General features: G+C 25.0%; 13 protein-coding genes, 2 tRNA genes, 2 rRNA genes, 1 other RNA gene and 1 pseudogene. 9 read left to right on the top strand and 10 right to left on the bottom strand.

Annotated features, from left to right (window positions below):
- The first annotated feature begins 118 nt into the window (after positions 1-118).
- From RJI84_RS01640 to cysS, 4 genes are all read left to right on the top strand, one after another.
- Positions 119-191, top strand: a tRNA-Glu gene (locus RJI84_RS01640).
- A gap of 164 nt (positions 192-355) precedes the next feature.
- Positions 356-3,330, top strand: a 23S ribosomal RNA gene (locus RJI84_RS01635).
- A 90-nt stretch (positions 3,331-3,420) separates the two neighbouring features.
- A 5S ribosomal RNA gene (gene rrf / locus RJI84_RS01630) occupies positions 3,421-3,535 on the top strand.
- Between the two features lie 47 nt (positions 3,536-3,582).
- Positions 3,583-5,004: a cysteine--tRNA ligase gene (cysS, locus tag RJI84_RS01625; protein WP_343189012.1), complete on the top strand. Its 1,422-nt coding sequence runs from the start codon at positions 3,583-3,585 to the stop codon at positions 5,002-5,004.
- 14 nt (positions 5,005-5,018) lie between these two features.
- On the opposite strand, the gene folD is transcribed toward cysS, so the two are convergent.
- Entirely contained in the window at positions 5,019-5,876 is an 858-nt protein-coding gene (folD, locus tag RJI84_RS01620) for a bifunctional methylenetetrahydrofolate dehydrogenase/methenyltetrahydrofolate cyclohydrolase FolD (protein WP_343189011.1), read from the bottom strand.
- A 104-nt stretch (positions 5,877-5,980) separates the two neighbouring features.
- Here folD and RJI84_RS01615 point away from each other — a divergent pair.
- A tRNA-Arg gene (locus tag RJI84_RS01615) sits at positions 5,981-6,054 on the top strand.
- A gap of 11 nt (positions 6,055-6,065) precedes the next feature.
- On the opposite strand, the pseudogene RJI84_RS01610 reads toward RJI84_RS01615, so the two are convergent.
- The 4 genes and pseudogenes from RJI84_RS01610 to dnaX all read right to left on the bottom strand — a co-directional run bounded on the left by RJI84_RS01610 (position 6,066) and on the right by dnaX (position 10,201).
- A pseudogene (locus RJI84_RS01610) lies at positions 6,066-6,718 on the bottom strand (adenylate kinase family protein).
- A 27-nt stretch (positions 6,719-6,745) separates the two neighbouring features.
- Positions 6,746-8,617, bottom strand: a complete 1,872-nt coding sequence (gene htpG, locus RJI84_RS01605) for a molecular chaperone HtpG (RefSeq protein ID WP_343189010.1) — start codon at positions 8,615-8,617, stop codon at positions 6,746-6,748.
- A gap of 120 nt (positions 8,618-8,737) precedes the next feature.
- Positions 8,738-9,067 carry a YbaB/EbfC family nucleoid-associated protein gene (locus RJI84_RS01600; protein ID WP_343189009.1) on the bottom strand — a complete coding sequence of 110 codons (330 nt, stop codon included), beginning with the start codon at positions 9,065-9,067 and terminating at the stop codon, positions 8,738-8,740.
- 42 nt (positions 9,068-9,109) lie between these two features.
- Positions 9,110-10,201: a DNA polymerase III subunit gamma/tau gene (gene dnaX / locus RJI84_RS01595; RefSeq protein WP_343189008.1), complete on the bottom strand. Its 1,092-nt coding sequence runs from the start codon at positions 10,199-10,201 to the stop codon at positions 9,110-9,112.
- A 122-nt stretch (positions 10,202-10,323) separates the two neighbouring features.
- Between dnaX and ffs the strand changes: the two genes are divergently transcribed.
- An RNA gene (gene ffs / locus RJI84_RS01590) (signal recognition particle sRNA small type) lies at positions 10,324-10,423 on the top strand.
- A 9-nt stretch (positions 10,424-10,432) separates the two neighbouring features.
- Here ffs and RJI84_RS01585 read toward each other — a convergent pair.
- The 5 genes from RJI84_RS01585 to clpP form a co-directional block, all read right to left on the bottom strand.
- Positions 10,433-12,193 carry an ABC transporter transmembrane domain-containing protein gene (locus RJI84_RS01585; protein ID WP_343189007.1) on the bottom strand — a complete coding sequence of 587 codons (1,761 nt, stop codon included), beginning with the start codon at positions 12,191-12,193 and terminating at the stop codon, positions 10,433-10,435.
- 26 nt (positions 12,194-12,219) lie between these two features.
- Positions 12,220-13,962, bottom strand: a complete 1,743-nt coding sequence (locus tag RJI84_RS01580; protein WP_343189006.1) for an ABC transporter transmembrane domain-containing protein — start codon at positions 13,960-13,962, stop codon at positions 12,220-12,222.
- A 256-nt stretch (positions 13,963-14,218) separates the two neighbouring features.
- Positions 14,219-16,576 (bottom strand): endopeptidase La, encoded by a 2,358-nt coding sequence (gene lon / locus RJI84_RS01575; RefSeq protein ID WP_343189005.1) that lies wholly within the window; start codon positions 16,574-16,576, stop codon positions 14,219-14,221.
- A 192-nt stretch (positions 16,577-16,768) separates the two neighbouring features.
- On the bottom strand, positions 16,769-18,004 hold the full coding sequence (gene clpX, locus RJI84_RS01570) for an ATP-dependent Clp protease ATP-binding subunit ClpX (protein WP_343189004.1): 1,236 nt from the start codon (positions 18,002-18,004) through the stop codon (positions 16,769-16,771).
- A 72-nt stretch (positions 18,005-18,076) separates the two neighbouring features.
- Positions 18,077-18,688, bottom strand: a complete 612-nt coding sequence (gene clpP / locus RJI84_RS01565) for an ATP-dependent Clp endopeptidase proteolytic subunit ClpP (RefSeq protein ID WP_343189003.1) — start codon at positions 18,686-18,688, stop codon at positions 18,077-18,079.
- 314 nt (positions 18,689-19,002) lie between these two features.
- Here clpP and cyoA point away from each other — a divergent pair, with 314 nt between their 5' ends.
- From cyoA to RJI84_RS02100, 3 genes are read left to right on the top strand one after another with little or no spacing between them, the layout of a single operon-like run.
- Positions 19,003-19,854: a ubiquinol oxidase subunit II gene (cyoA, locus tag RJI84_RS01560; protein WP_343189002.1), complete on the top strand. Its 852-nt coding sequence runs from the start codon at positions 19,003-19,005 to the stop codon at positions 19,852-19,854.
- A 41-nt stretch (positions 19,855-19,895) separates the two neighbouring features.
- A complete protein-coding gene (locus tag RJI84_RS01555) occupies positions 19,896-21,836 on the top strand; it encodes a cbb3-type cytochrome c oxidase subunit I (RefSeq protein ID WP_343189001.1) in 1,941 nt (646 codons plus the stop codon).
- A 33-nt stretch (positions 21,837-21,869) separates the two neighbouring features.
- Positions 21,870-22,493, top strand: a complete 624-nt coding sequence (locus RJI84_RS02100) for a cytochrome c oxidase subunit 3 (RefSeq protein WP_428994301.1) — start codon at positions 21,870-21,872, stop codon at positions 22,491-22,493.
- The last annotated feature ends 49 nt before the right edge of the window (positions 22,494-22,542 follow it).

The raw sequence follows: 22,542 nt of genomic DNA, 5'->3' as shown, positions 1-22,542 counted from the left end.
ATTTGTTTAATATAAAAAATAATTTGATAAACTTCTTGACTCTTTTATATCATTATGTAGTATTAGTATTTATAGTATATTAAGTTTTATACTTAAAAGTATTTATTTATATCTTTTAGTCCCCTTCGTCTAGTGGTTTAGGACACTGCCCTTTCACGGCGGCAACAGGGGTTCAAATCCCCTAGGGGACAGAAAAATTAATTTTACTATATACTATTTTATTTTTTCATGTTATTGTTAATTTAATTTCATATAGTTAAATTAATAATAACGCTCTTTAAAAAATCAGAATTAAATAAAATTTTAAATTGCATTTTTTTATTATAATGTAAAATAAAACATTTGTGGGTTGTAAGGTTAAGCGACAAAGCGTATATGGTGAATGCCTTGGCAGTCAGAGGCGATGAAGGACGTGCTAATCTGCGAAAAGTGTCGGTGAGTTGATAAGAAACGTTTTAACCGGCGATTTCCGAATGGGGAAACCCGATGAATAAAATCATCATTTTTAATTGAATATATAGATTAAAAAAGCAAACCAAGGGAATTGAAACATCTTAGTACCTTGAGGAAAAGAAATCAATTGAGATTCCCTAAGTAGCGGCGAGCGAAATGGGAACAGCCAGAGTTAAAAAAATATTAATTTTAGTCAGTAGAACAATTTGGAAAAATTGGTGATAATTGGTGATAACCCAGTATACGAAGACTAAAATTTATATATACTCTTTAAAGTAGGACGAGACACGTGAAATCTTGTTTGAAGATAGGGGGACCATCCTCTAAGGCTAAATACTCCTGACTGACCGATAGTGAACAAAGTACCGTAAGGGAAAGGCGAAAAGAACCCCGGTGAGGGGAGTGAAATAGATCCTGAAACCGTATACGTACAAGCAGTAGAAGCCTTAATAATATTAATTTTTTTTTATTTTTTTTATGTAAGGTGACTGCGTACCTTTTGTATAATGGGTCAGCGACTTGTATTCTGTAGCGAGGTTAACTTGTATAAGGGAGCCGTAGGGAAACCGAGTCTTAAATATGGCGATTTAGTTTCAGGATACAGACCCGAAACCCGGTGATCTAGCCATGGACAGGTTGAAGGTTAGGTAAAACTAACTGGAGGACCGAACCGACTAATGTTGAAAAATTAGCGGATGATCTGTGGTTAGGGGTGAAAGGCCAATCAAACCGGGAGATAGCTGGTTCTCCCCGAAAGCTATTTAGGTAGCGCCTCATGAAATTCATCTACGGGGGTAGAGCACTGTTTCGGCTAGGGGCCACCCCGGCCTACCAAACCGATGCAAACTCCGAATACCGTAGAATGTTATCATGGGAGACACACAGCGGGTGCTAACGTTCGTTGTGGAAAGGGAAACAACCCAGACCGTCAGCTAAGGTCCCTAAGTTATAGTTAAGTGGTAAACGATGTGAGAAGGCATAAACAGCTAGGATGTTGGCTTAGAAGCAGCCATCATTTAAAGAAAGCGTAACAGCTCACTAGTCAAGTCGTCTTGCGCGGAAGATTTAACGGGGCTAAATTATACACCGAAGCTACGGCAATATTTAATTATTTATATGTTTTTTATAAATTTTTTTTATTGGGTAGGGGAGCGTTCTGTAGGCTGTAGAAGGTATATTGTGAAATATACTGGAGGTATCAGAAGTGCGAATGCTGACATAAGTAACGATAAAGCAAGTGAAAAACTTGCTCGCTGAAAAACTAAGGGTTCCTGTCCAACGTTAATCGGGGCAGGGTAAGGCGACACCTAAGGTGAGGCTGAAAAGCGTAATCGATGGATTACAGGTTAATATTCCTGTTCTTTATTTTATTGTGATGTGGGGACGGAGAAGGTTAGATCAGCCAGGTGAATGGATATCCTGGTTTAATCGTGTAGGAGTTAATAATTAGGTAAATCCGATTATTTTTTAATCTAAGGCGTGATGACTAGTTACGCAAGTAACAAAGTGATCAATACCATGCTTCCAAGAAAAGCCTCTAAACTTTATATAAATTAAAATCGTACCCTAAACCAACACAGGTAGTTGGGTAGAGAATACTAAAGCGCTTGAGAGAACTCGGGTGAAGGAACTAGGCAAAATGGTGCCGTAACTTCGGGATAAGGCACGCTAGTATTAGGTGAAAAATTTACTTTTATAGCTGAAACTAGTCTAAGATAAAAGCTAGCTGCAACTGTTTATTAAAAACATAGCACTGTGCAAACATGAAAATGGAAGTATACGGTGTGACGCCTGCCCGGTGCCGGAAGGTTAATAAAAGGTGTTAAGATTTTTTTCTGAAGCTCTGGATTGAAGCCCCGGTAAACGGCGGCCGTAACTATAACGGTCCTAAGGTAGCGAAATTCCTTGTCGGGTAAGTTCCGACCTGCACGAATGGCGTAATGATGGCTAGACTGTCTCCACCCGAGACTCAGTGAAATTGAAATTGCTGTGAAGATGCAGTATACCCGCGGCAAGACGGAAAGACCCCGTGAACCTTTACTATAGCTTGATATTGAATAATAGCTTTTGATGTGTAGCATAGGTGGGAGACTTTGAAGTTTAATCGTCAGGTTAAGCGGAGTCATAAATTGAAATACCACCCTTTAAAAATTATTGTTCTAACCTAATATCCGTAATCCGGTATAGAGACAGTGTCTGGTGGGTAGTTTGACTGGGGCGGTCTCCTCCCAAAGAGTAACGGAGGAGTACAAAGATTGGCTAATTACGGTCGGAAATCGTAAGTTTAGTGTAAAGGCATAAGCCAGTTTAACTGTGAGCATGATAGTGCAAACAGATGCGAAAGCAGGTCTTAGTGATCCGGTGGTTCTGTATGGAAAGGCCATCGCTCAACAAATAAAAGGTACTCCGGGGATAACAGGCTAATACCGCCCAAGAGTTCATATCGACGGCGGTGTTTGGCACCTCGATGTCGGCTCATCACATCCTGGGGCTGAAGCAGGTCCCAAGGGTATGGCTGTTCGCCATTTAAAGTGGTACGCGAGCTGGGTTTAGAACGTCGTGAGACAGTTCGGTCCCTATCTGTCGTGGGCGTAGGAAGATTGAAGGGAGCTACTTCTAGTACGAGAGGACCGAAGTGGACGTATCACTGGTGTTCGGGTTGTCATGCCAATGGCATTGCCCGGTAGCTAAATACGGAAAAGATAAGTGCTGAAAGCATCTAAACACGAAACTTGCCCTAAGATTAGTCTTCCCTAAACTAAAATTATATTTAGTTTACTTAAAGGTTGTTGTAGACTACAACGTTGATAGGCTAGGTGTATAAGCATGGTGACATGTTAAGCTAACTAGTACTAATTACCTGAGAGGCTTAACCTTACAACACCAGAAATGTTTTATTAGTTTTGTTTTTTCTGTTATTTTATAGAAAATTTTATGCATAATTTTTTTTGAATTACGTTTTAAAATCCTGGCGATATAGTGTTATGGTACCACCTGAATCCATACCGAACTCAGAAGTGAAACATTTCAACACCGATGGTAGTACAAGGTCTCCTTGTGTGAGAGTAGGTAATTGCCAGGATTTTGTACTTTTTATAAAATATTTTTACATTTTTATAGAGTTATTTTATGTTAAAAATTTTTAATACTTTGAAAAGAAAAAAAGAAATATTTAAAACTTTGTTTTTTAAAAAAGTTTTAATTTATGTATGTGGAGTTACTTTATATGATATTTGTCATTTAGGACATGGAAGAACTTTTATTGTTTTTGATATGATAGTAAGGTATTTAAAACACATTGGTTATAATGTAAAATATGTTAGAAACATCACTGACATAGATGATAAAATAATTAATAAATCTATAGAGAATAAAGAACAAGTTTTTTCTTTAGTAAATAGAATTTTTAAAAGTTTGCAAAAAGATTTTTCTAATTTGAACATTCTAACACCAGATATAGAACCTACAGTTACTAAAAATATAAATGATATAATAAAGTTTATAAAAAAATTGTTAGTTTTAGGAAATGCATATATATCTAATAACGGAGATGTTATGTTTTCTGTATCTAGTTATGAGTTTTATGGTCAACTTTCTAATCAAACATTATCAAATTTAAAAAAAAACAATAATATTAATTTTTACAATAAAAGAAATGCAGAAGATTTTGTGTTATGGAAAGTTATTAGAAAAAGTTTAGATGAAATAGCAGACGAAAAAGTAGTATTTTGGAATTCTCCGTGGGGTAAAGGAAGACCTGGTTGGCACATTGAATGTTCTGCTTTAAGTTATAAATATTTTGGAAAATTTTTTGATATACATGGTGGCGGACTAGATCTTCTTTTTCCTCATCATGAAAATGAAAGATCACAATCTTCTTGCATGTTAAATAAAAAAGAACATGTGAGTTATTGGGTCCATTCAGGAATATTATATTTTAATAAAAAAAAAATGTCAAAGTCTTCAAATAATAATTATAGTTTAAAGCAAGCATTATTAAATTATGATTCTGATACTATACGACATTTTTTTTTGTCTTCTTGTTATAGGAAATCTATATTTTACAATGAAAATAGTTTCATGAAATCTAGACTAGCTATGGAAAGATTATACTATTCTATATTAAATACAAAATATTGTGATGATTCTATAAAAGAATCTACTTTTTTTGAAAATAGTTTTATAAAAGCTATGAATGATGATTTTAATACTCCAAGAGCTATTTCTATTTTATTTAATATGTCAAAAAGAATAAATTTAGAAAAAAAAATTAATATAAAAAAGGCTGATATTTTATCTACAAAATTAATCTATTTAGGAAGGATTTTAGGTTTTTTTTATATATCTCCTAATATTTTTTTTAAAAAATATAATTTAAAATTTTTTTTAAACAAAATATCCGTTTATAAAATTGAATCTTTAATACAAATAAGAAATTTGTGTAGGTATAATAAAAATTGGAATAAGTCTGATATTATTAGAAAAAGAATTAATTTTATTGGAATAATGTTAGAAGATAATAATAATAATACTTTTTGGAAAGTAAAATAATAATATTTTTTGTGTCAATTATTATGATATTTTTTGTATGCAATTAGTATATTATCTAATAATGATACTACTGTCATAGGCCCGACGCCACCCGGGACAGGTGTAATATAAGATATTTTTTTATATACTGAGTTTAAATTTACATCTCCTGTTATTTTTCCATTCAAAAGTTTATTAATTCCAACATCAAATATTACAGCTTTGTTTTTTATCCAAGACTTATTTATAAAGTTTGGTTTCCCAATTGCGACAATTAATATATCTGCATGTTTTGTATAGTATATTAAATTTTTTGTATATTTATTAGTTATTGTAATAGTACAACCTGATGCTAATAGTTCCATACTCATAGGTCTACCTACTATATTAGAAGATCCTATTATAACTGCATTTAATCCATGTGTTTGTATGTTATATTTTTCTATTATAGTCATAATACCTTTAGGGGCACATGATCTAATTATTGGATTGTTCTGTAGTATTCTTCCAGCATGATATGGATGTAATCCATCTACATCTTTTTTATATGAAATGGAATATAATATATTATTTGTATTTATATGATTTGGAAGAGGAAGCTGAACCAATATTCCATCTATTGTTTTATCTTGGTTTAATTTTTTTATTAATTTTAATATTTCTGATTCTTTTATAGTTTTTATAAGTTTCCAACATTTAAATATGTAACCTACTTTTTTACATGCAATCTTTTTCTTTTTTACATATATTTTAGAAGAGTTATCATTTCCTACTAGTATTACAGCTAAACCCGGTGGTCTGTTTCCTTTTTTTAATATTTTTATAACTCTTTTTTTTATTTTTTTTTTTAAAAGATTAGCAATCTTGTTACCATTTATAATTTTGTTTAACATGTTTTTTCTCTGAATTTAAAGATTTATTGTTTAACTTTTTAAAAAATGCTTGCAAATTTTGCAAAAAAAATGCATTCTTATATCTTAATACATAATGATAAAATGCACTCTTAGCTCAGTTGGATAGAGCAACGGCCTTCTAAGCCGTGGGTCACAAGTTCGAATCTTGTAGAGTGCACAAAAAAAACTTTATTTTTTTATCTTTATTATATTAAGTATTTTGTTATATATTTCTTCTTTTTTCAAGTTTCCATCTATTTGATAGTATTTTTTTATATTGTTTTTTTCTATTTTGTTAAAATATTCTCTTATTTCATTTATTTCTTTTTCATAATTTTTAATTCTATTTTGTAATGTTTTTATATTGTCATCTTTTCTTTTTTTTAGTTTTTCTCCGGTGATATTGTCCCTGTTTTTTGTTATAGGAGGAAAAAATTTTTCGTGATATGTTCTTCCTGAGCTTTCGTGTACTAGTCTTCCAGATATTCTTTCTTTAATTGTATTATAATCAGTTAATATTTCTATTATATAATTTACTTCAAAATTTATTTCTAATATATTTTTAACTTGTTTCATTGTTCTAGGAAATCCATCCAATATATATCCTCTTTTACAATCTTTTTTTCTTATTCTATTCTTTATTAACATAATAGATATTTCATCTTTTACTAACTGTCCATTTTCTATTTTACTTTTTATAAAATTCCCTAATTTATTTTTTTTTTTATACTATTTCTAAACATCTCTCCTAAAGATATTTTTTTAATATTATATTTTTTAGATAGTAAGTTTGCTTGAGTACCTTTCCCGCTGCCTGGAGGACCTAAAATAATTATTTTCATATTTGTTTTGTTTATTTTTTAAGTGTATTATTTAATTTTTAAAAAGCTATTTATTAATAGAGAGTTTATTCTTTTAATAAACTTGCTTGGTATTGGTAATGATCCTTTTTCGTTTAAAATAGCTTGATCAAATATTACTTTTATCCATTTAGCAAAATTTTTTTCATCAGATATTTTAAATATATTTTTTATTAATTCATGTTCTGGATTTATTTCTAAAATGTATTTTATTTCTGGAACTTTTTGTCCTGCTGCAGAAAACAATTTAGCCATCTGAGTACTCATATCATTTACGTCAGTTGTTAATGCTGCAGGAGTTTTTGAGAATTTTTGTGTTAAATGTACTTTTTTTATTTTATTTTTTAATATTTTTTCTATCTTTTTTATTATTTTTTTTGTTTTTTTTGTTGTTTCTAGTATTTTCTTGTTTTTTTTATTTGTAGTATCATGTAATGATTCATCAAATTTATTTACAGATTTAAATTTTATTCCTTTAAATTCTGTTAGATAATTCATCATCCATTCGTCTATTCTTTCATGCAATATTAATACATCTATTTTTTTTTCTTTAAAAAATTCTAAATGAGGATTATTTTTTGCTGATTCATAACTATCTGAAGTTATAAAATATATATTTTTTTGGGATTTTTCCATATTATTTAAATATTCATGTAGAGATAAATATACATTTTCATTATTAGTTTTTATAGAAGAAAATAATAATAATTCAGAAATTAAATTTTTATTTGTTATATCTTCAGCTATTCCTTCTTTTATTATAGAACCAAATTCTTTCCAAAAATTTATATATTTACTTTTTTCTATATTTTTAATGACATATAATATTTTTTTTGTAATAGTTTTTTTAATAGTTTGTATATCTGAATGTTCTTGTAATATTTCTCTGGATACGTTTAATGGTAAATCTTTAGTGTCAATGATGCCTTTGACAAATCTTAAATAGTTTGGTAAAAATTGTTCAACATTATCCATTATATATACTTTATTTATATAAAGTTTTAATCCAGTTTTCTTTTCTCGGTTCCATATATCCCATGGAGATTTTGATGGTATGTACAATAAAATTGTATATTCAATTTTTCCTTCTACTTTATTATGGGACCATGTTATAGGCTCATTGTTGTCTTTTGTAATATATTTATAAAAATTTATGTATTTGTCTGTGGAAATTTTTTTTTTATCTAACGTCCATAAAGATTCTGCTGAATTTATTTTTTTCCATTCATATATTTTTTCTTTTTCATTATATTCTTGTATTTTTATTGGTATATTTATATGATCTGAATATTTTTTTATGATGTCTTTTATTATAGTGTTATTTAATATATTTTTTTCTGAATCTTTCAAAAATAGTATTACATCTGTACCGACATCATTTTTTTTTGATTTTTCTATAGAATATTTTCCATCCCCATAAGATTTCCACATAACGCTATTGTGAGTTGTTTTTTCGTACATTGATAATGTATTTACATAAACTTTTTTTGCTACTATAAAAGCTGAATAAAAACCGACACCGAACTTTCCTATAAAATCATTATTTTTATTTTTTTCAATGGATTTTATAAAATCTTTGGTACCAGATTTTGCAATAGTACCTAAATTTTTTATTACTTCTTCTTTTCTCATTCCTATTCCATTGTCTTTTATAGTTATTTTTTTGTCTTTTTTATCTAAATATATTTTTATTTCATATTTTTTTTCATATGAAAAAAATTTTTTTTGAGACATTGATATAAATTTAGATTTTTCTATTGCATCAGATGCATTAGAAATTAGTTCTCTGAGAAATATTTCTTTATTAGAATATAGCGAGTGTATCATTAAGTTTAATAGTTGTTTAGATTCTGATTTAAATGAGTATTTTTCTTTTTTCATTTTATTTCCTAATTTAGATTTTTATCTAATATTTCATTTATTAATCTGATAGATTTTGTAAAATAAATTTTACTTTTATAAAAATTTATTTTATATATTATTATATTTGTTATATTTCAATTAAAATGGAAAATTAAATCCACTTGGTAATTGAGTATTATTAGAAATATTAGACATCTTTTTTTTTTGAGCTTCAGATACTCTTCTGCATGCATCATTAAAAGCTGCTGTAGCTAAATCTTCTAAAATTTCTTTATCATCTTCTAACAGAGTAGGATCAATTTCAACTTTTCTGCAGTTGTGTATTCCATTTATTGTTACTTTTACTAATCCTGCTCCTGCCTCTCCTGTTACTTCTATTTTAGCCATTTCTTCTTGCATTTTGGTCATTTTTTCTTGCATTTGTTGTGCTTGTTTCATTAAATTTCCTAATTTTTCATTTGTAAACATTTTTTACCTTGTTTTTTAAATTGTTTTTGTATATTATTTTTTTTAATTATCTTTTTCTAAAATTCTTAGAAATGTCATTTCTGCACATATTTTAGAATTTGGTGAAATTTCTATTTCTCTTTTTCCTTTTATTATAATATGATAACATCTTTGTATTTCAGAAAATTTTGTGTTTTTTACAATTTTAATAATATTATTTCTATAATTTTTCATATATTCATGTTTTTCTATAGAAAAACCAAATTTTTTTAAAATCGCAATATGATGTAACAATTTTAAAATATTGTCAAATATAGTATGCCATTGATATTCAGATATATTTATTTTTTTTAGTATGTGAAAAGTTTTATTTAATTCTTTTTTTATTAAATATTTTGTTAGTAGTAATATTTTTTTTTGTTCTATAATTCCAAGAATATTAATTACGTTTTTTTCTGTAATTTTATGTTGGTTTAATAAAATAGACTGTTCTATTATATTTAATGCACTTCTTACGTTACCTTTAGATGCTTCGTATATAATGTTTATTATATTTTTTTCTATTTTTATTTTTTCTTTTTTTAATATGTTTTTTAAATATTTATAAATTTGTTTTTCAGTAATGTGATTTAAATAAAAACATATGCATCTAGAAATTATGGTTTCTGGTATCTTATTTATATTTGTTGTTGCTAATATAAATTTTACATGTATAGGAGGTTCTTCTAATATTTTTAATAGAGCATTAAAACTATGTTTAGATAACATATGTACTTCGTCTATAATATAAATTTTAAATCTTCCTTTAACTGGAAGATATTTCACATTTTCTAAAATTTTTTTTATTTCTTCTACTTTAGTTTTGGAAGCAGCATCTATTTCTATTAAATCTATAAAACATCCCTTTAATATTTCTATACAATTTTTACATTTTAAACAAGAAAAATATGTTATTCCTTTTTCACAACTTAAACTTTTTGCCAAAAGTCTTGATATAGTAGTTTTTCCTATTCCACTATTTCCAGAAAATATCCATGATTGATGTATTTTATTTGTCTCTAAGCTATTATGTATTGATTTTACTATATACTTTTGTCCAATAATTTCTTTAAAGCATTTTGGTCTATATTTTCTAGCTAATATTTCATATTTCATAATTCTATTATTATATATTATTTTTTTAAAAATTGTAATATTAAAATTTTTTTACATTATTATTTTTGTTATAATCATAATTGTATTATTTAATGTTATAATGTATAATTAATTTAATCTTCTGTCAGTCCTTATGTTCTATAAAATTTAGATATTTGGTCAGGTTTGGAAAAAAGCAGCCAGTTTAAATTAAAATAGGTACTTAAGTAATAGCTGGCAGGAGATAGGTTTTTATTTTTTGAATATTTTAGTACTATGAATTTGTAACATATACATTTTCCAGTAAAAATTTCTTTTTTTCATTAACTCTTCATGATTTCCTTTTTCTATTATTTTACCTTTGTTAAAAACAATTATTTCATCTGCACGCACTATAGTAGATAGTCTATGTGCTATTATTATTAATGTTATATTATTTTTTATTTTTAATAATACTTCTTGAATTTTTTTTTCAGTTTTTGAGTCTATATTAGATGTTGATTCGTCTAATATTAAAATTTTTGGTTTAGTTACTAATACTCTAGCAATAGATATTAATTGTTTTTGACCTTGAGAAATATTACTTCCTTTTTCTTTTATTTTCATATAAATTCCTTTTTCATTTTTTTTTACTAGGTCTTCTAATTTTACTTTCTTTATAATTTTAAGTATTTTACTTTTTGGTATATTTCTTTTTAAAGATATGTTGTTAAATAGTGTATCTGTAAACATAAATGGTTCTTGTTGTACAACTGCTATTTCTTTTGTAATAATTTTTTTACTAATATGTTCTATTTTTTTATCATCTATTTTTATGTATCCATTTTTTATTTTATAATTTCCTATTATTAAATTAGCCAATGTACTTTTTCCGCTCCCAGTATGTCCTACAAAAGCTACAAAACTTTTCTTTCTAATTTTAATATTTATATCTTTTAATACCTTTTGTCCAGTTTTAGAGTAAGCAAAATTTAATTTTTTTATTTCTATTTTTCCGTATTTTATTGAGTAGTCATGTTCTCCATATAATTTTGTTTCAGAATCTATTAAATTAAATATTCTTTCGCCAGATACTATTGATTGCTGCAATGTAGATTGCTGATTTATTATTGATAGCATTGGTTCATTTAATCTGTTTAAATAATTTATAAATACATACAATGTACTAACCTGAAACATTTCTTTTGGAAAATAGTTAAATAGTAATATTAAACCACATAATATTATGTTTGTGCAAAAGCTAAATAATGGTCTAAGCAAAAAACCGTCTAGTTTTAATATTTTCATTCTATATAAATAATGTAGATTACTAATTTTTTTTATTTTTTTAAAAAATCTATGTTCTTGATTAAATTGTTGTATTATTTGCATTCCATTAATTGTTTCATTAAATATATTATTTATTTCTGCTATATAAGATTTTACTTTTCTTATTATAGGAGTACTAAGTTTTTGGTATATTATCATTATTGTTGTTATTACTGGAAACATTATAATAGAAATGCATGCCATTTTCCATTCCAATAAGAACATAGTAATTAGTATTATAGTAATTAACATTATGTTTCTTATGGTAGAAGGAATAACTCTTTCATAAAGCTCTTTTATAGTTTCTGTATCATTTGTTACCTTTGAAACAATTTGCCCAATAGGTTGTTTATCAAATATTTCCATTGGTTGGTTTAGAGAAGATTTCATAACATTGAATCTAATTTTTTTTATTATTTCAGCAGAAATATTACTAAAAATTATTATTTCAAAATAGTTACATAATGCAGATATAATTTGTAACATTACAAAACTAGATATTACTAATATAAAAGTATTAACTTGTACTGTGTTAGTTTCTATAATAGTTTTTATAAAAAAACTTATTAATATAGGACATAAAACCTCACAAATTGATGAAGAAAATAATAATATGAAAACATATAATATTTTTTTTTTATAAAAAACGCCATATTTTAATAATCTTATTAAAATTGGTGAAAAATTAAATTTGATTTTATGCATGAATTAGTTTTATCTCTTTAATTTATTTATTTTTTAAATCTTTTTTTAAGTTGCTGATATTTAAACATTTTATAATACCATTTCTTTTTTTTTATTAAAGAATCATGACTTCCTATTTGTTCTATTGTACCTTTGTTTAATACTATTATTTTATTTGAATACATTATAGTAGATAGTTTATGTGATACTATTATTATAGTTTTATTTATGTTTTTATTTTTTTTTAAATTTTTTAATATTTTATTTTCAGTTTTACCATCTACTGCTGATAAAGAGTCATCTAATATTATTATTGAAGCATTAGTTAATAGTGCTCTTGCAATAGATAATCGCTGTCTTTGCCCTCCTGACAACATTATGCCTTTTTCTCCTATTTTAGTTTGATACTTTTTTGGGAATGAGAGTATATCTTTGTGTATACAGGACAATTTTGCTACTTTTACTATTTCTTTTATAGAAGATTTAGGATTACTTATAGATATGTTATTTTCAATTGTGTCAGAAAATAAAAAATTATTTTGGTTAACTACTGATAAATTATGTCTCCATTCTTTTTTTTTTATTTGGTCTATAGGAACATTGTTATAAAGAATTTTTCCTTTGGTTATATTTAAATTTTTTTGTATTATATTTAATAAAGTAGTTTTTCCTGATCCTATTGGCCCACATATTCCTATTATTTCTCCGAGTTTTATTTTAAAATAAATGTTTTTTAAAGCTATGTTATTAGATTTATAGTGACAAAATTTGTATATTTTTATTTCTAAATTTTTATAACATTTTGGAAATTTAACAAATTTATGTTTTTTTTCTTTTTTTTCTTTTAAAATTTTTTCTATTCTTAATAAAGAAACTTTTCCTCTTTCTGCTATGTTGAACATCCATGCTAGTGCTAACATAGGCCACATCATAAGTCCTAAATACATCATAAAACTAGTTAATTCTCCTAATGTAATTTTATTTTTTATTACCAATATTCCTCCTAGTATAATTGCTAATAAGTTAGAAATTGATATTGCAACATGTATAATAGGATCAAATAATGCATCTACTTTTGATACTTCTATATTTTTGTCTGCTGCATTTTTTATTACTTCTTTAAATCTTTTTAATTTTATATTTTCTAAACCATATGATCTTATCATTCTTATACTAGTTAAACTTTCTTGTGTATTACTATTTAGTATTGAGAATGATTTTTGCGATTCCTTGAATTTTGTATGTAACTTTTCTCCATATTTTTTTACTATATAAGCCATGATTGGCATTGGAAATAATGATATTATTGTAAGATAAAAATTTATTTGAAATATCATTACTATTAATACTAGTGATCCTATTACTATAGAATCTACCAATGTTAGAACACCTTCACCAGCAGCTGATACTACTCTATCTACATCATTAGTAGATTTAGCCATTAAATCTCCAGTTTTGTTTTTAGAGTAAAATATAGAATTTTTTTTACTTAGACATTTATATATTTTACTTCTAAGATTAATAGCTAGCTTATAAGATGCCCCGAACAGTAACACTCTCCATAGATATCTAAGTATATATACTGTCATAGATATAATAAATATTGAGAAAACTATAAAAAATATTTTATTGTTTGAATTGTTTTTTTTTATTATGGTATCTATTAGAATACCCATTAATTTAGGGGGTATAAGCTGTAATAATGATATTGTTATTAAAAGAACTATCGCGCTAACATATTTTTTCCATTCTTTTAAGAAATACCAATTTAATTTATAAAATAATTGCACAAAATATCCTTTTTTTTTTTATTTATGTTGTTTATATAAAGTTTTTATTTTTTAAACTATTTTTTTTTGTAAAAGAAAATTAACTATAGATTATATAATTGTAATTATTATTATTATTTTTATGTAAAATATTTCATAAAATTTGTAATATTTTAAATGTTTAGCATGTTTTTTATTTTTTTTATACTTTATCATATATATTATTATACAAAAATTTTTAGCTGGCAATTTTATATAATTTGCCAGCTTAATTTTTTTATATCTTTTTAATATTTTTAGATTTTTTATATGGGAAGCGCTTTAGAGACAAGATCAATGCTTCTTCTACCTTTTTTAGTTTATGTATTTTTAAGCCCAACAAAATATTTCTTGGTATTTGTTCTAATTCTCTTTTGTTTGCATATGGTATTAATACGTTTTTTATTCCGCCTCTATGAGCAGCTAATAATTTTTCTTTTAATCCCCCTATATTCAAGATTTTTCCTTGTAATGTTATTTCACCAGTCATAGCAATGTTAGATTTTACAGGATTTTTTGTTAAACAAGATGTTATTGCAGTACACATAGAAATTCCAGCACTAGGACCATCTTTTGGCGTTGCTCCATCTGGTACATGCACATGTATGTCATGATCTTCATAGAAGCTAGTTTTAATACCTAATTTTTTTGATTGTGATCTTATTATTATAAGAGCTGCCTGTATGGATTCTTTCATTATTTTTCCTAATGATCCAGTATAAGTCAGTTTTCCTTTGCCAGGTACACATGCTGCTTCTATATTTAATAGTTCTCCACCAACTTCTGTCCACGCTAGTCCTGAAACTTGTCCTATTTTTTCTTTTTTAGAGCTTTTTCTATAATCAAATTTTTTTATTCCTAAATATTTTTTGATATTTTTTTTGTTTATTTTTATCTTTTTTATTTTTTTATTTAATGATAAGTCTTTTACTACTTTTCTACATATTTTAGATATTTTTCTTTCTAAATTTCTTATGCCAGCTTCCCGTGTATAGTTTCTTATTATTTTAGGTAATATATTTGTATCTATCTCTATTTCATTTTCTTTTAATACGTTCTTTTTGATTTGCTTTGGTATTAAATATTTTGTTGTTATATGTAGTTTTTCTTCTTCTGTATATCCAGATAGTCTTATTATTTCCATTCTATCTAACAATGCATATGGTATATCTAATGTATTAGCAGTAGCTATGAACATTACTTCAGATAAATCATAATCTATTTCTATATAATGGTCATTAAATGCAAAGTTTTGTTCAGGGTCTAAAACTTCTAACAATGCAGAATATGGATCTGTTCTAGTATCATATGAAATTTTGTCTATTTCATCTAATAAAAATAGTGGGTTTTTTACTCCTATTCTAGACATTTTTTGAATTATTTTACCTGGCATAGATCCTACATAAGTTTTTCTATGTCCTCTAATTTCTGCTTCATCTCTTATTCCTCCTAAAGACATTTTTATATATTTTCTTCCTGTAGCTTTAGCTATAGATTGACCTAAAGATGTCTTTCCTACTCCAGGAGGCCCTACTAAACATAGAATAGGTCCATGTATTTTTTTTGACCTAGTTTGTACAGCTAAATATTCTATAACTCTTTCTTTGATCATTTTAAGACCATAGTGATCTTTGTCTAATATTTTTTTTGCTAATGTTAAATTTTTCTTTATTTTTCCTCTTTTACTCCATGGAACTTGTATTACCCAATCTATATAATTTTTTATTACAGATGATTCAGATGACATATATGGCATTGTTTTTAGTTTTTTTAATTCTAATTTTATTTTATTTTTTATTTCTTTAGGTGCTTTTAGAGAAGATATTTTTCTTAATAAAATTTTATTTTCGTCTTCAGTATCTTCTATTTTGTTTAACTCTTTTTGTATTGCTTTCATTTGTTCATTTAAATAATATTCCTTTTGACTATTTTCCATTTGCTTTTTTACTCTGTTTCTTATATTCTTTTCTATTTTTAATATGTTTATTTCTGATTCCATTATTACCATTATATGTTCTAGTCTTTTATTAGCATCTGTCATTTCTAATATATTTTGTTTATCTTTAACTTTTAAATGTATATAAGACGCAAGAGTATCTGACAATTTTTCTACATTTTTTATTTTTTTTACATTTTCTATAACTTCTAGTTGTATAGTTTTATTTAATTTTACATATTCTTCAAATTTTTTTATTGATGTATTTATTAGTATTTTAGTTTCTTGGTTTGATTTTTTATCTAGTTTTATATATTTTATATTTGCTAAAAAGTATTCTGTGTTTTCTTTTAGTGAGCTTATTTTAGCTCTTTGTATTCCTTCTACTAATATTTTTATTGTTCCATTAGGTAGTTTTAAAATTTGTAATATTTTAGCTACAGTTCCTACTTTAAATAAATCTTTTTCTTTAGGTTTTTCTGTATGTGATTTTCTTTGCGTTAATAAAAATATTTTTTCTTTTTTGTCAACTATTTTTTTTATACACTTTATTGATTTTTTTCTTCCAATAAATAATGAAATTATCATATTTGGGTATACTACAATATCACGAAGTGGTAAAAGGGACATTTTTGCACTTTTAGTGTGCTCAGAATTCATATGTTTCTCTCTTAGTTTTAGTTACTATCTTATAGTATTGATTATATATACTATTTTTTTATAAAAATTAGTTTTAATATAATAATTTGAGAATTATAGTATGAATTTTATTTTATTATAGTAAAATTTTATTAATAGATCAGTCTAACATTTTAATTTTTAATAAAATTTTTTATACTTTTTTTTATGTATTTATTTTGGTAAGAATTTTTTTTTTACAAATGATTTATTAACTATTATTTTTTTTATATTTTTTTTAGATGGTGTTTCATACATTAAATCTAATAAAATTTTTTCTAATATTGTTTTCAATCCTCTTGAACCAGTCTTGATTAAAATAGATTTTTTTACAATTTCTTCAATAGATCTTTTAGAAAATTCTAAAACTATATTTTCCATTTTAAATAGCATTTTATATTGTTCTAATAAAGAATTTTTTGTTTCACATAATACTTTTATAAGATCTTTTTCTTCTAAGCTTTTTAATGTTGCTATTGTTGAAATTCTTCCTATAAATTCTGGTATAAAACCAAACTTTATTATATCTTGTGCAATTACTTTTCTTAACAAATTATTTTTTTCAATTTGTTTTTTATTATTTTGTATTTTATGAAATCCTAGATTAGATTTTACATCTATTCTTTTCGAAATAATTTTTTTAAGTCCTATAAATGTTCCACCTAATATGAATAATATTTTTGATGTATTTATTTTAATTAATTCTTGTTCTGGATGTTTTCTTCCTCCTGTAGGAGATATAAAAGTATCTGTTCCTTCTATTATTTTTAAAAGTGATTGTTGGACCCCTTCTCCTGATACATCTCTAGTAATAGATATATTTTCTGATTTTTTAGCTATTTTATCTATTTCATCAATATATATTATTCCGGACTCCGCCTCTTTTATATTAAAATTACATTTTTGTAATAGTCTATATATTATGCTTTCTACATCTTCTCCTACATATCCTGCTTCTGTTAAACTAGTAGCGTCAGCTATTACAAAAGGAACTTTTATAATATTAGCTAACGTTTTAGCTAATAAAGTTTTACCACTACCAGTTGGTCCTATTAACAGGATGTTATTTTTTTCTATATTTGTATTGTTTGTATAATTTTTGTTTTCATATGTTTTTTTTTTATAATGATTGTATACAGCAACAGATAATACTTTTTTGGCTGTTTTTTGTCCAACAACATATTTGTCTAGTTTTTTTTTTATTTTTATAGGAATATATTTATGTTTTTCATGTGTTTTTTTTTTAATATTTTCTAAATCTGTTTTAATAATTTTTGCAAATGAATTTATACATACATAACATATGCAAGAATATTTACTAATGACAAGTTTATTAGAATTTTTTGGTTTCTTATTGCAAAACGAACAATTTAATTTGTGATACTTGTTTTTTATTGAACTTTCTATCATATTTTTGTTGTTCCTATTTTTAAGAAATATTCTTCATAATTTAAAAATTAATTGTTAATATATAATTTAAAATCATTTTCTACTTTTTAGTATGGAATCTATAATTCCATATTTTAAAGCTTGTGAGGAAGAAAGAAAATAGTCTCTTTCTGTATCTTGTTCTATTTTTTTTATGTCTTTACCTGTATGTAGAGACATAATTTTATTTATTTTTTTTTTTATTAATATTATTTCATTAGCATGTATTTCTATGTCTGTTGCTTGTCCTTTATATTGACCAAGAGGTTGATGAATCATAATTCTAGAATTAGGCAAAGAGAATCTTTTTCCTTTAGTTCCAGTTGTTAATAATAAAGCCGCCATTGAGCATGCTTGTCCTATGCATATTGTACTTATATCTGGTTGTATAAATTGCATAGTATCGTATATAGATATTCCTGAAGTTATTAAACCTCCTGGTGAATTTATATATAAATAGATATCATTTTTTTGACTTTTAGATTCTAGAAACAAAAGTTGTGATATTATACTATTTGATAAATTATCATCTATAACACCAGATAAAAAAATTATTCTTTCTTTTAACAATTTGGAATAAATGTCATATGATCTATCGCCTCTACTTGTTTTTTCAACAATCATCGGTATTATTGTAGAATAATTTGTATTATGTTTTTTAAACATTTTTTATTGTGCTCTTGTTAAAAAATATTTTTGTTAATTTTTAATATACAATTATTTTTTGTTTATATCAAAAGTAATAAAAAATTATATAGCTTATATTAAAATATAATTTTATAAATAAAAAATAAGATTTCGTATATTAGTTAATAAAATAAAATTATATTTTATTTTTTTTTATAAATGTTCTGTATAAAATATTTTTTTATAAGTTATTCTAAAGTTAAAATTTTATATCATAGCTTTATATTTTATATTTTATGTTTATTATATTTTCAAAGATAATTTAGATTTTTAAATTTAGTTTAGGGAATTTTATGATAAAAAATATTTATGTTATATTATTCTGTTGTATTTCATTTTTTACGTTTATTTTTCTAGAAATTAGAAGAAAAATTATGTTTTCTACTTATGGTTATATTAGAGATAAGGAAAATCATTTAATTTTAATTTTATTTTTGATAATGTTATTAGTGGTAGTTCCTGTAATTATTATGACAATGTATTTTATGTTTAAATATAATGAAAACAATAAGAACAAAAAATATTGTCCTAATTGGAATAGCTCATATATAATAGAATCTATAATATGGATCATACCTATAATAATAGTTACAATTTTTTCTGTTATATCTTTCAATACTACAAAAAGCTTGGATCCTAGCAAATATATACAAAGTAATAGAAAAACTATAGAAATTAATGTTATTTCTTTAGATTGGTGTTGGTTATTTATTTATCCAGATTATAAAATAGCCTCTATAAATGAAGTGGCTATTCCTACAAATACAACAGTGAAATTTAACATTACATCTAGTTCTGTTATGAATTCTTTTTTTGTTCCTAATCTTGGAAGTCAAATTTATGCTATGCCTGGTACTAAAACAAAATTATATTTAATTACTAAACATTCTGGTATATATAAAGGTATGTCATCAAATTATAGTGGTTATGGGTTTTCTAATATGAAGTTTACTCTTTTGGCTTTTGACAGTGATAGTAAATTTTTAAGTTGGATCAATATATTAAAAAGCTCTAAAACTTTTTTAGATAATAGAAAGAAGTTTGAAAATTTACAAATACCTAAAATAAATAGAAAAAAAGAATACTTTTCTCATGTTTATCCTGACTTATTTGAAAACATTATTAATAAATTTCATTGTAAGTAGTTTTTTGTTAATAAATTCTTTTTGTTTATATAGGAGTGAAAATGTTTGGAAAATTAACCTTTAGAGATATACCTTTCAATGAACCAATAATAGTTTTAACATTTTTTGTATTATCTATATTTTTTATATGTTCTATATTTTTTATAACATATTTTAAAAAATGGAAATATATTTGGAACAATTGGATTACTTCAGTAGATCATAAGAAAATTGGTATTATGTACATAATGTTAGGAACGTTAATGTTTTTTAGAGGATTTATTGATGCACTTATGATGAAGGCACAGCAATTTTTAGCTTCTTACCCAAGCACACAAAATAATAATGGTTTTCTTCCTCCAGAGCATTATGATCAAATATTTACTGTTCATGGAGTAATAATGATTTTTTTTGTTGCTATGCCTGTTATAATAGGTTTGATGAATTTTGTTATACCTCTACAAATAGGAGCAAGAGATGTAGCTTTTCCTTTTTTAAATAATTTAAGTTTTTGGATTACGGCGAGTGGAGCAATATTAGTTAATATTTCTTTATTTGTAGGAAGGTTTGCATCATCAGGATGGCTCTCATATCCACCATTATCAGAAATAAAGTATAGTCCAGGCGTAGGAGTAGATTATTGGATATGGAGTTTACAAATTTCTGGTATAGGAACCATTTTAACTGGAATTAATTTTTTAGTTACCATTTTAAAAATGCGTACTAATGGTATGACCTTGTTTAGAATGCCAATATTTACGTGGACATCTTTGTGTTCTAGTATTTTAATAATAGCATCATTTCCAGTATTAACTGCTACAATATTACTGCTTACTTTAGATAGATATTTTAATTTCCACATATTTACAAATGATTTTGGTGGAAATTCTATGATGTATATAAATTTAATTTGGATTTGGGGGCATCCTGAAGTTTATATTTTAATTTTACCATCTTTTGGAATATTTTCAGAAATAGTTTCTACTTTTTCTAGAAAGCGTTTATTTGGATATCATTCATTAGTGTGGGCAAGTTTATCAATAACAATATTATCTTTTTTAGTTTGGGCGCATCATTTTTTTACTATGGGAGCTGGATATAATGTAAACACATTTTTTGGAATAGCAACTATGATAATTGCGATACCTACAGGTGTAAAAGTTTTTAATTGGATATTTACTATGTATAGAGGTGATATATATATGCACTCCTCTATGTTATGGACTATTGGTTTTATAATTACATTTTCTATAGGTGGTATGTCTGGAATATTGTTATCATTGCCTGCTGCTGATTTTATATTACATAATAGTTTGTTTTTAGTAGCACATTTTCATAATGTTATTATAGGTGGAGTAGTTTTTGGTTGCTTTGCTGGAATAAATTACTGGTTTCCAAAAATGTTTGGTTTCACTTTACATGAAGTTTTAGGTAAAATATCTTTCTATTTTTGGATAGTAGGATTTTTTATAACATTTTCTCCTATATATTTTTTGGGCTTTTTAGGAATGACTAGACGAGTTAGTCAAAACATTGATTATGAATTTCACAACTTTTTGTTGATGTCATTTATTGGATCTATTTTAATTTTTATAGGAATTATATTTCAAATTATACAATTTGTTGTATCAATTAAGAATTGTAATTTTAATAAAAACAACTCTTCAGACCCATGGAATGGTAGAACTTTGGAGTGGTCTGTATCTTCTCCTCCTAAACATTATAACTTTATGTTATTACCTAAAGTTGATAGTATAGATCAATTTTGGAAAAACAAAAATATAAAAGATTGTGGTCATGTGGTTAACAATATTGGATTTATTATGCCTAAAAATACTCATGTAGGTTTTTTTGTCGGTGTATTTTCTATTTTTGTAGGTTTTTCGGCAGTATGGAGAATTTTATGGTTATTTATATTGTCTAGTATATTAATTTCATTTTTTTTATTTAAAATTTTTTTTCATAAAGATAAAACAATTTTTATAAATTTTAAAAAGAAGTAAAAAAAATAAGATATATTATATAGGAATTTTATTATGCGTAATAATTTCTTTAAAAAAAATACACATATAGTTGTAAGTAAAAAAAATAATTTTATAAAATATGATATTAATACAGTATTTGGTTTTTTGATTTATTTGATGAGCGACTGTATACTTTTTTCGGTATTTTTTTCAGTATATTTCGTTCTTTCTAGTAATTCTGATTTTACAATTTTCAATTGTCATGTAATTAATATATATTATGTTTTTATAGAAACTATTATATTATTATGTAGTTCTTTTTTTTATAGTATTTCCATGGTGTTATTAAATAATAAAGAGAACTTTTATTTTTATGTGTATATATTTTTGACTTTTATTTTAGGTTTTTTTTTTATTCTAATGGAATTATATGAATTAGTGAATTTTAGTAGAACTAATTATTTTTTGGTTAAAAATGGTATTATTTCATCATTTTTTTCATTGTTAATTTTACACGCTATACACATTTTTTTTGGTTTAATTTGGATAATTTTTATGATAGTTAGAGTTTTTACAAGTAAAATTAACAAAAAAATTTATACTCAATTTTGTTGTTTAGGGTTGTTTTGGCATTTTTTAGATATTATCTGGATTTTTATATTTAATTTTATATACTTATTTGGATTAATTAAATGAAAAAATTTATAAGTAAAAAAGAATATATTAATTATTTTATAGGACTATT

Source organism: Buchnera aphidicola (Chaitoregma tattakana) (assembly GCF_039370165.1).
In the GTDB taxonomy this organism is placed as follows: domain Bacteria; phylum Pseudomonadota; class Gammaproteobacteria; order Enterobacterales; family Enterobacteriaceae; genus Buchnera_G; species Buchnera_G aphidicola_F.
The sequence above is the reverse complement of the archived record's forward strand: the minus strand, read 5'-3'. Positions and strand labels throughout refer to the sequence as shown.

What these genes read in the sequence shown, in the direction of transcription:
- cysS (WP_343189012.1), top strand. Translation starts at nt 3,583, where the DNA reads ATGTTAAAAATTTTTAATACTTTGAAAAGAAAAAAAGAAATATTTAAA.
- folD (WP_343189011.1), bottom strand. Translation starts at nt 5,876, where the DNA reads ATGTTAAACAAAATTATAAATGGTAACAAGATTGCTAATCTTTTAAAA.
- htpG (WP_343189010.1), bottom strand. Translation starts at nt 8,617, where the DNA reads ATGAAAAAAGAAAAATACTCATTTAAATCAGAATCTAAACAACTATTA.
- RJI84_RS01600 (WP_343189009.1), bottom strand. Translation starts at nt 9,067, where the DNA reads ATGTTTACAAATGAAAAATTAGGAAATTTAATGAAACAAGCACAACAA.
- dnaX (WP_343189008.1), bottom strand. Translation starts at nt 10,201, where the DNA reads ATGAAATATGAAATATTAGCTAGAAAATATAGACCAAAATGCTTTAAA.
- RJI84_RS01585 (WP_343189007.1), bottom strand. Translation starts at nt 12,193, where the DNA reads ATGCATAAAATCAAATTTAATTTTTCACCAATTTTAATAAGATTATTA.
- lon (WP_343189005.1), bottom strand. Translation starts at nt 16,576, where the DNA reads ATGAATTCTGAGCACACTAAAAGTGCAAAAATGTCCCTTTTACCACTT.
- clpX (WP_343189004.1), bottom strand. Translation starts at nt 18,004, where the DNA reads ATGATAGAAAGTTCAATAAAAAACAAGTATCACAAATTAAATTGTTCG.
- clpP (WP_343189003.1), bottom strand. Translation starts at nt 18,688, where the DNA reads ATGTTTAAAAAACATAATACAAATTATTCTACAATAATACCGATGATT.
- cyoA (WP_343189002.1), top strand. Translation starts at nt 19,003, where the DNA reads ATGATAAAAAATATTTATGTTATATTATTCTGTTGTATTTCATTTTTT.
- RJI84_RS01555 (WP_343189001.1), top strand. Translation starts at nt 19,896, where the DNA reads ATGTTTGGAAAATTAACCTTTAGAGATATACCTTTCAATGAACCAATA.
- RJI84_RS02100 (WP_428994301.1), top strand. Translation starts at nt 21,870, where the DNA reads ATGCGTAATAATTTCTTTAAAAAAAATACACATATAGTTGTAAGTAAA.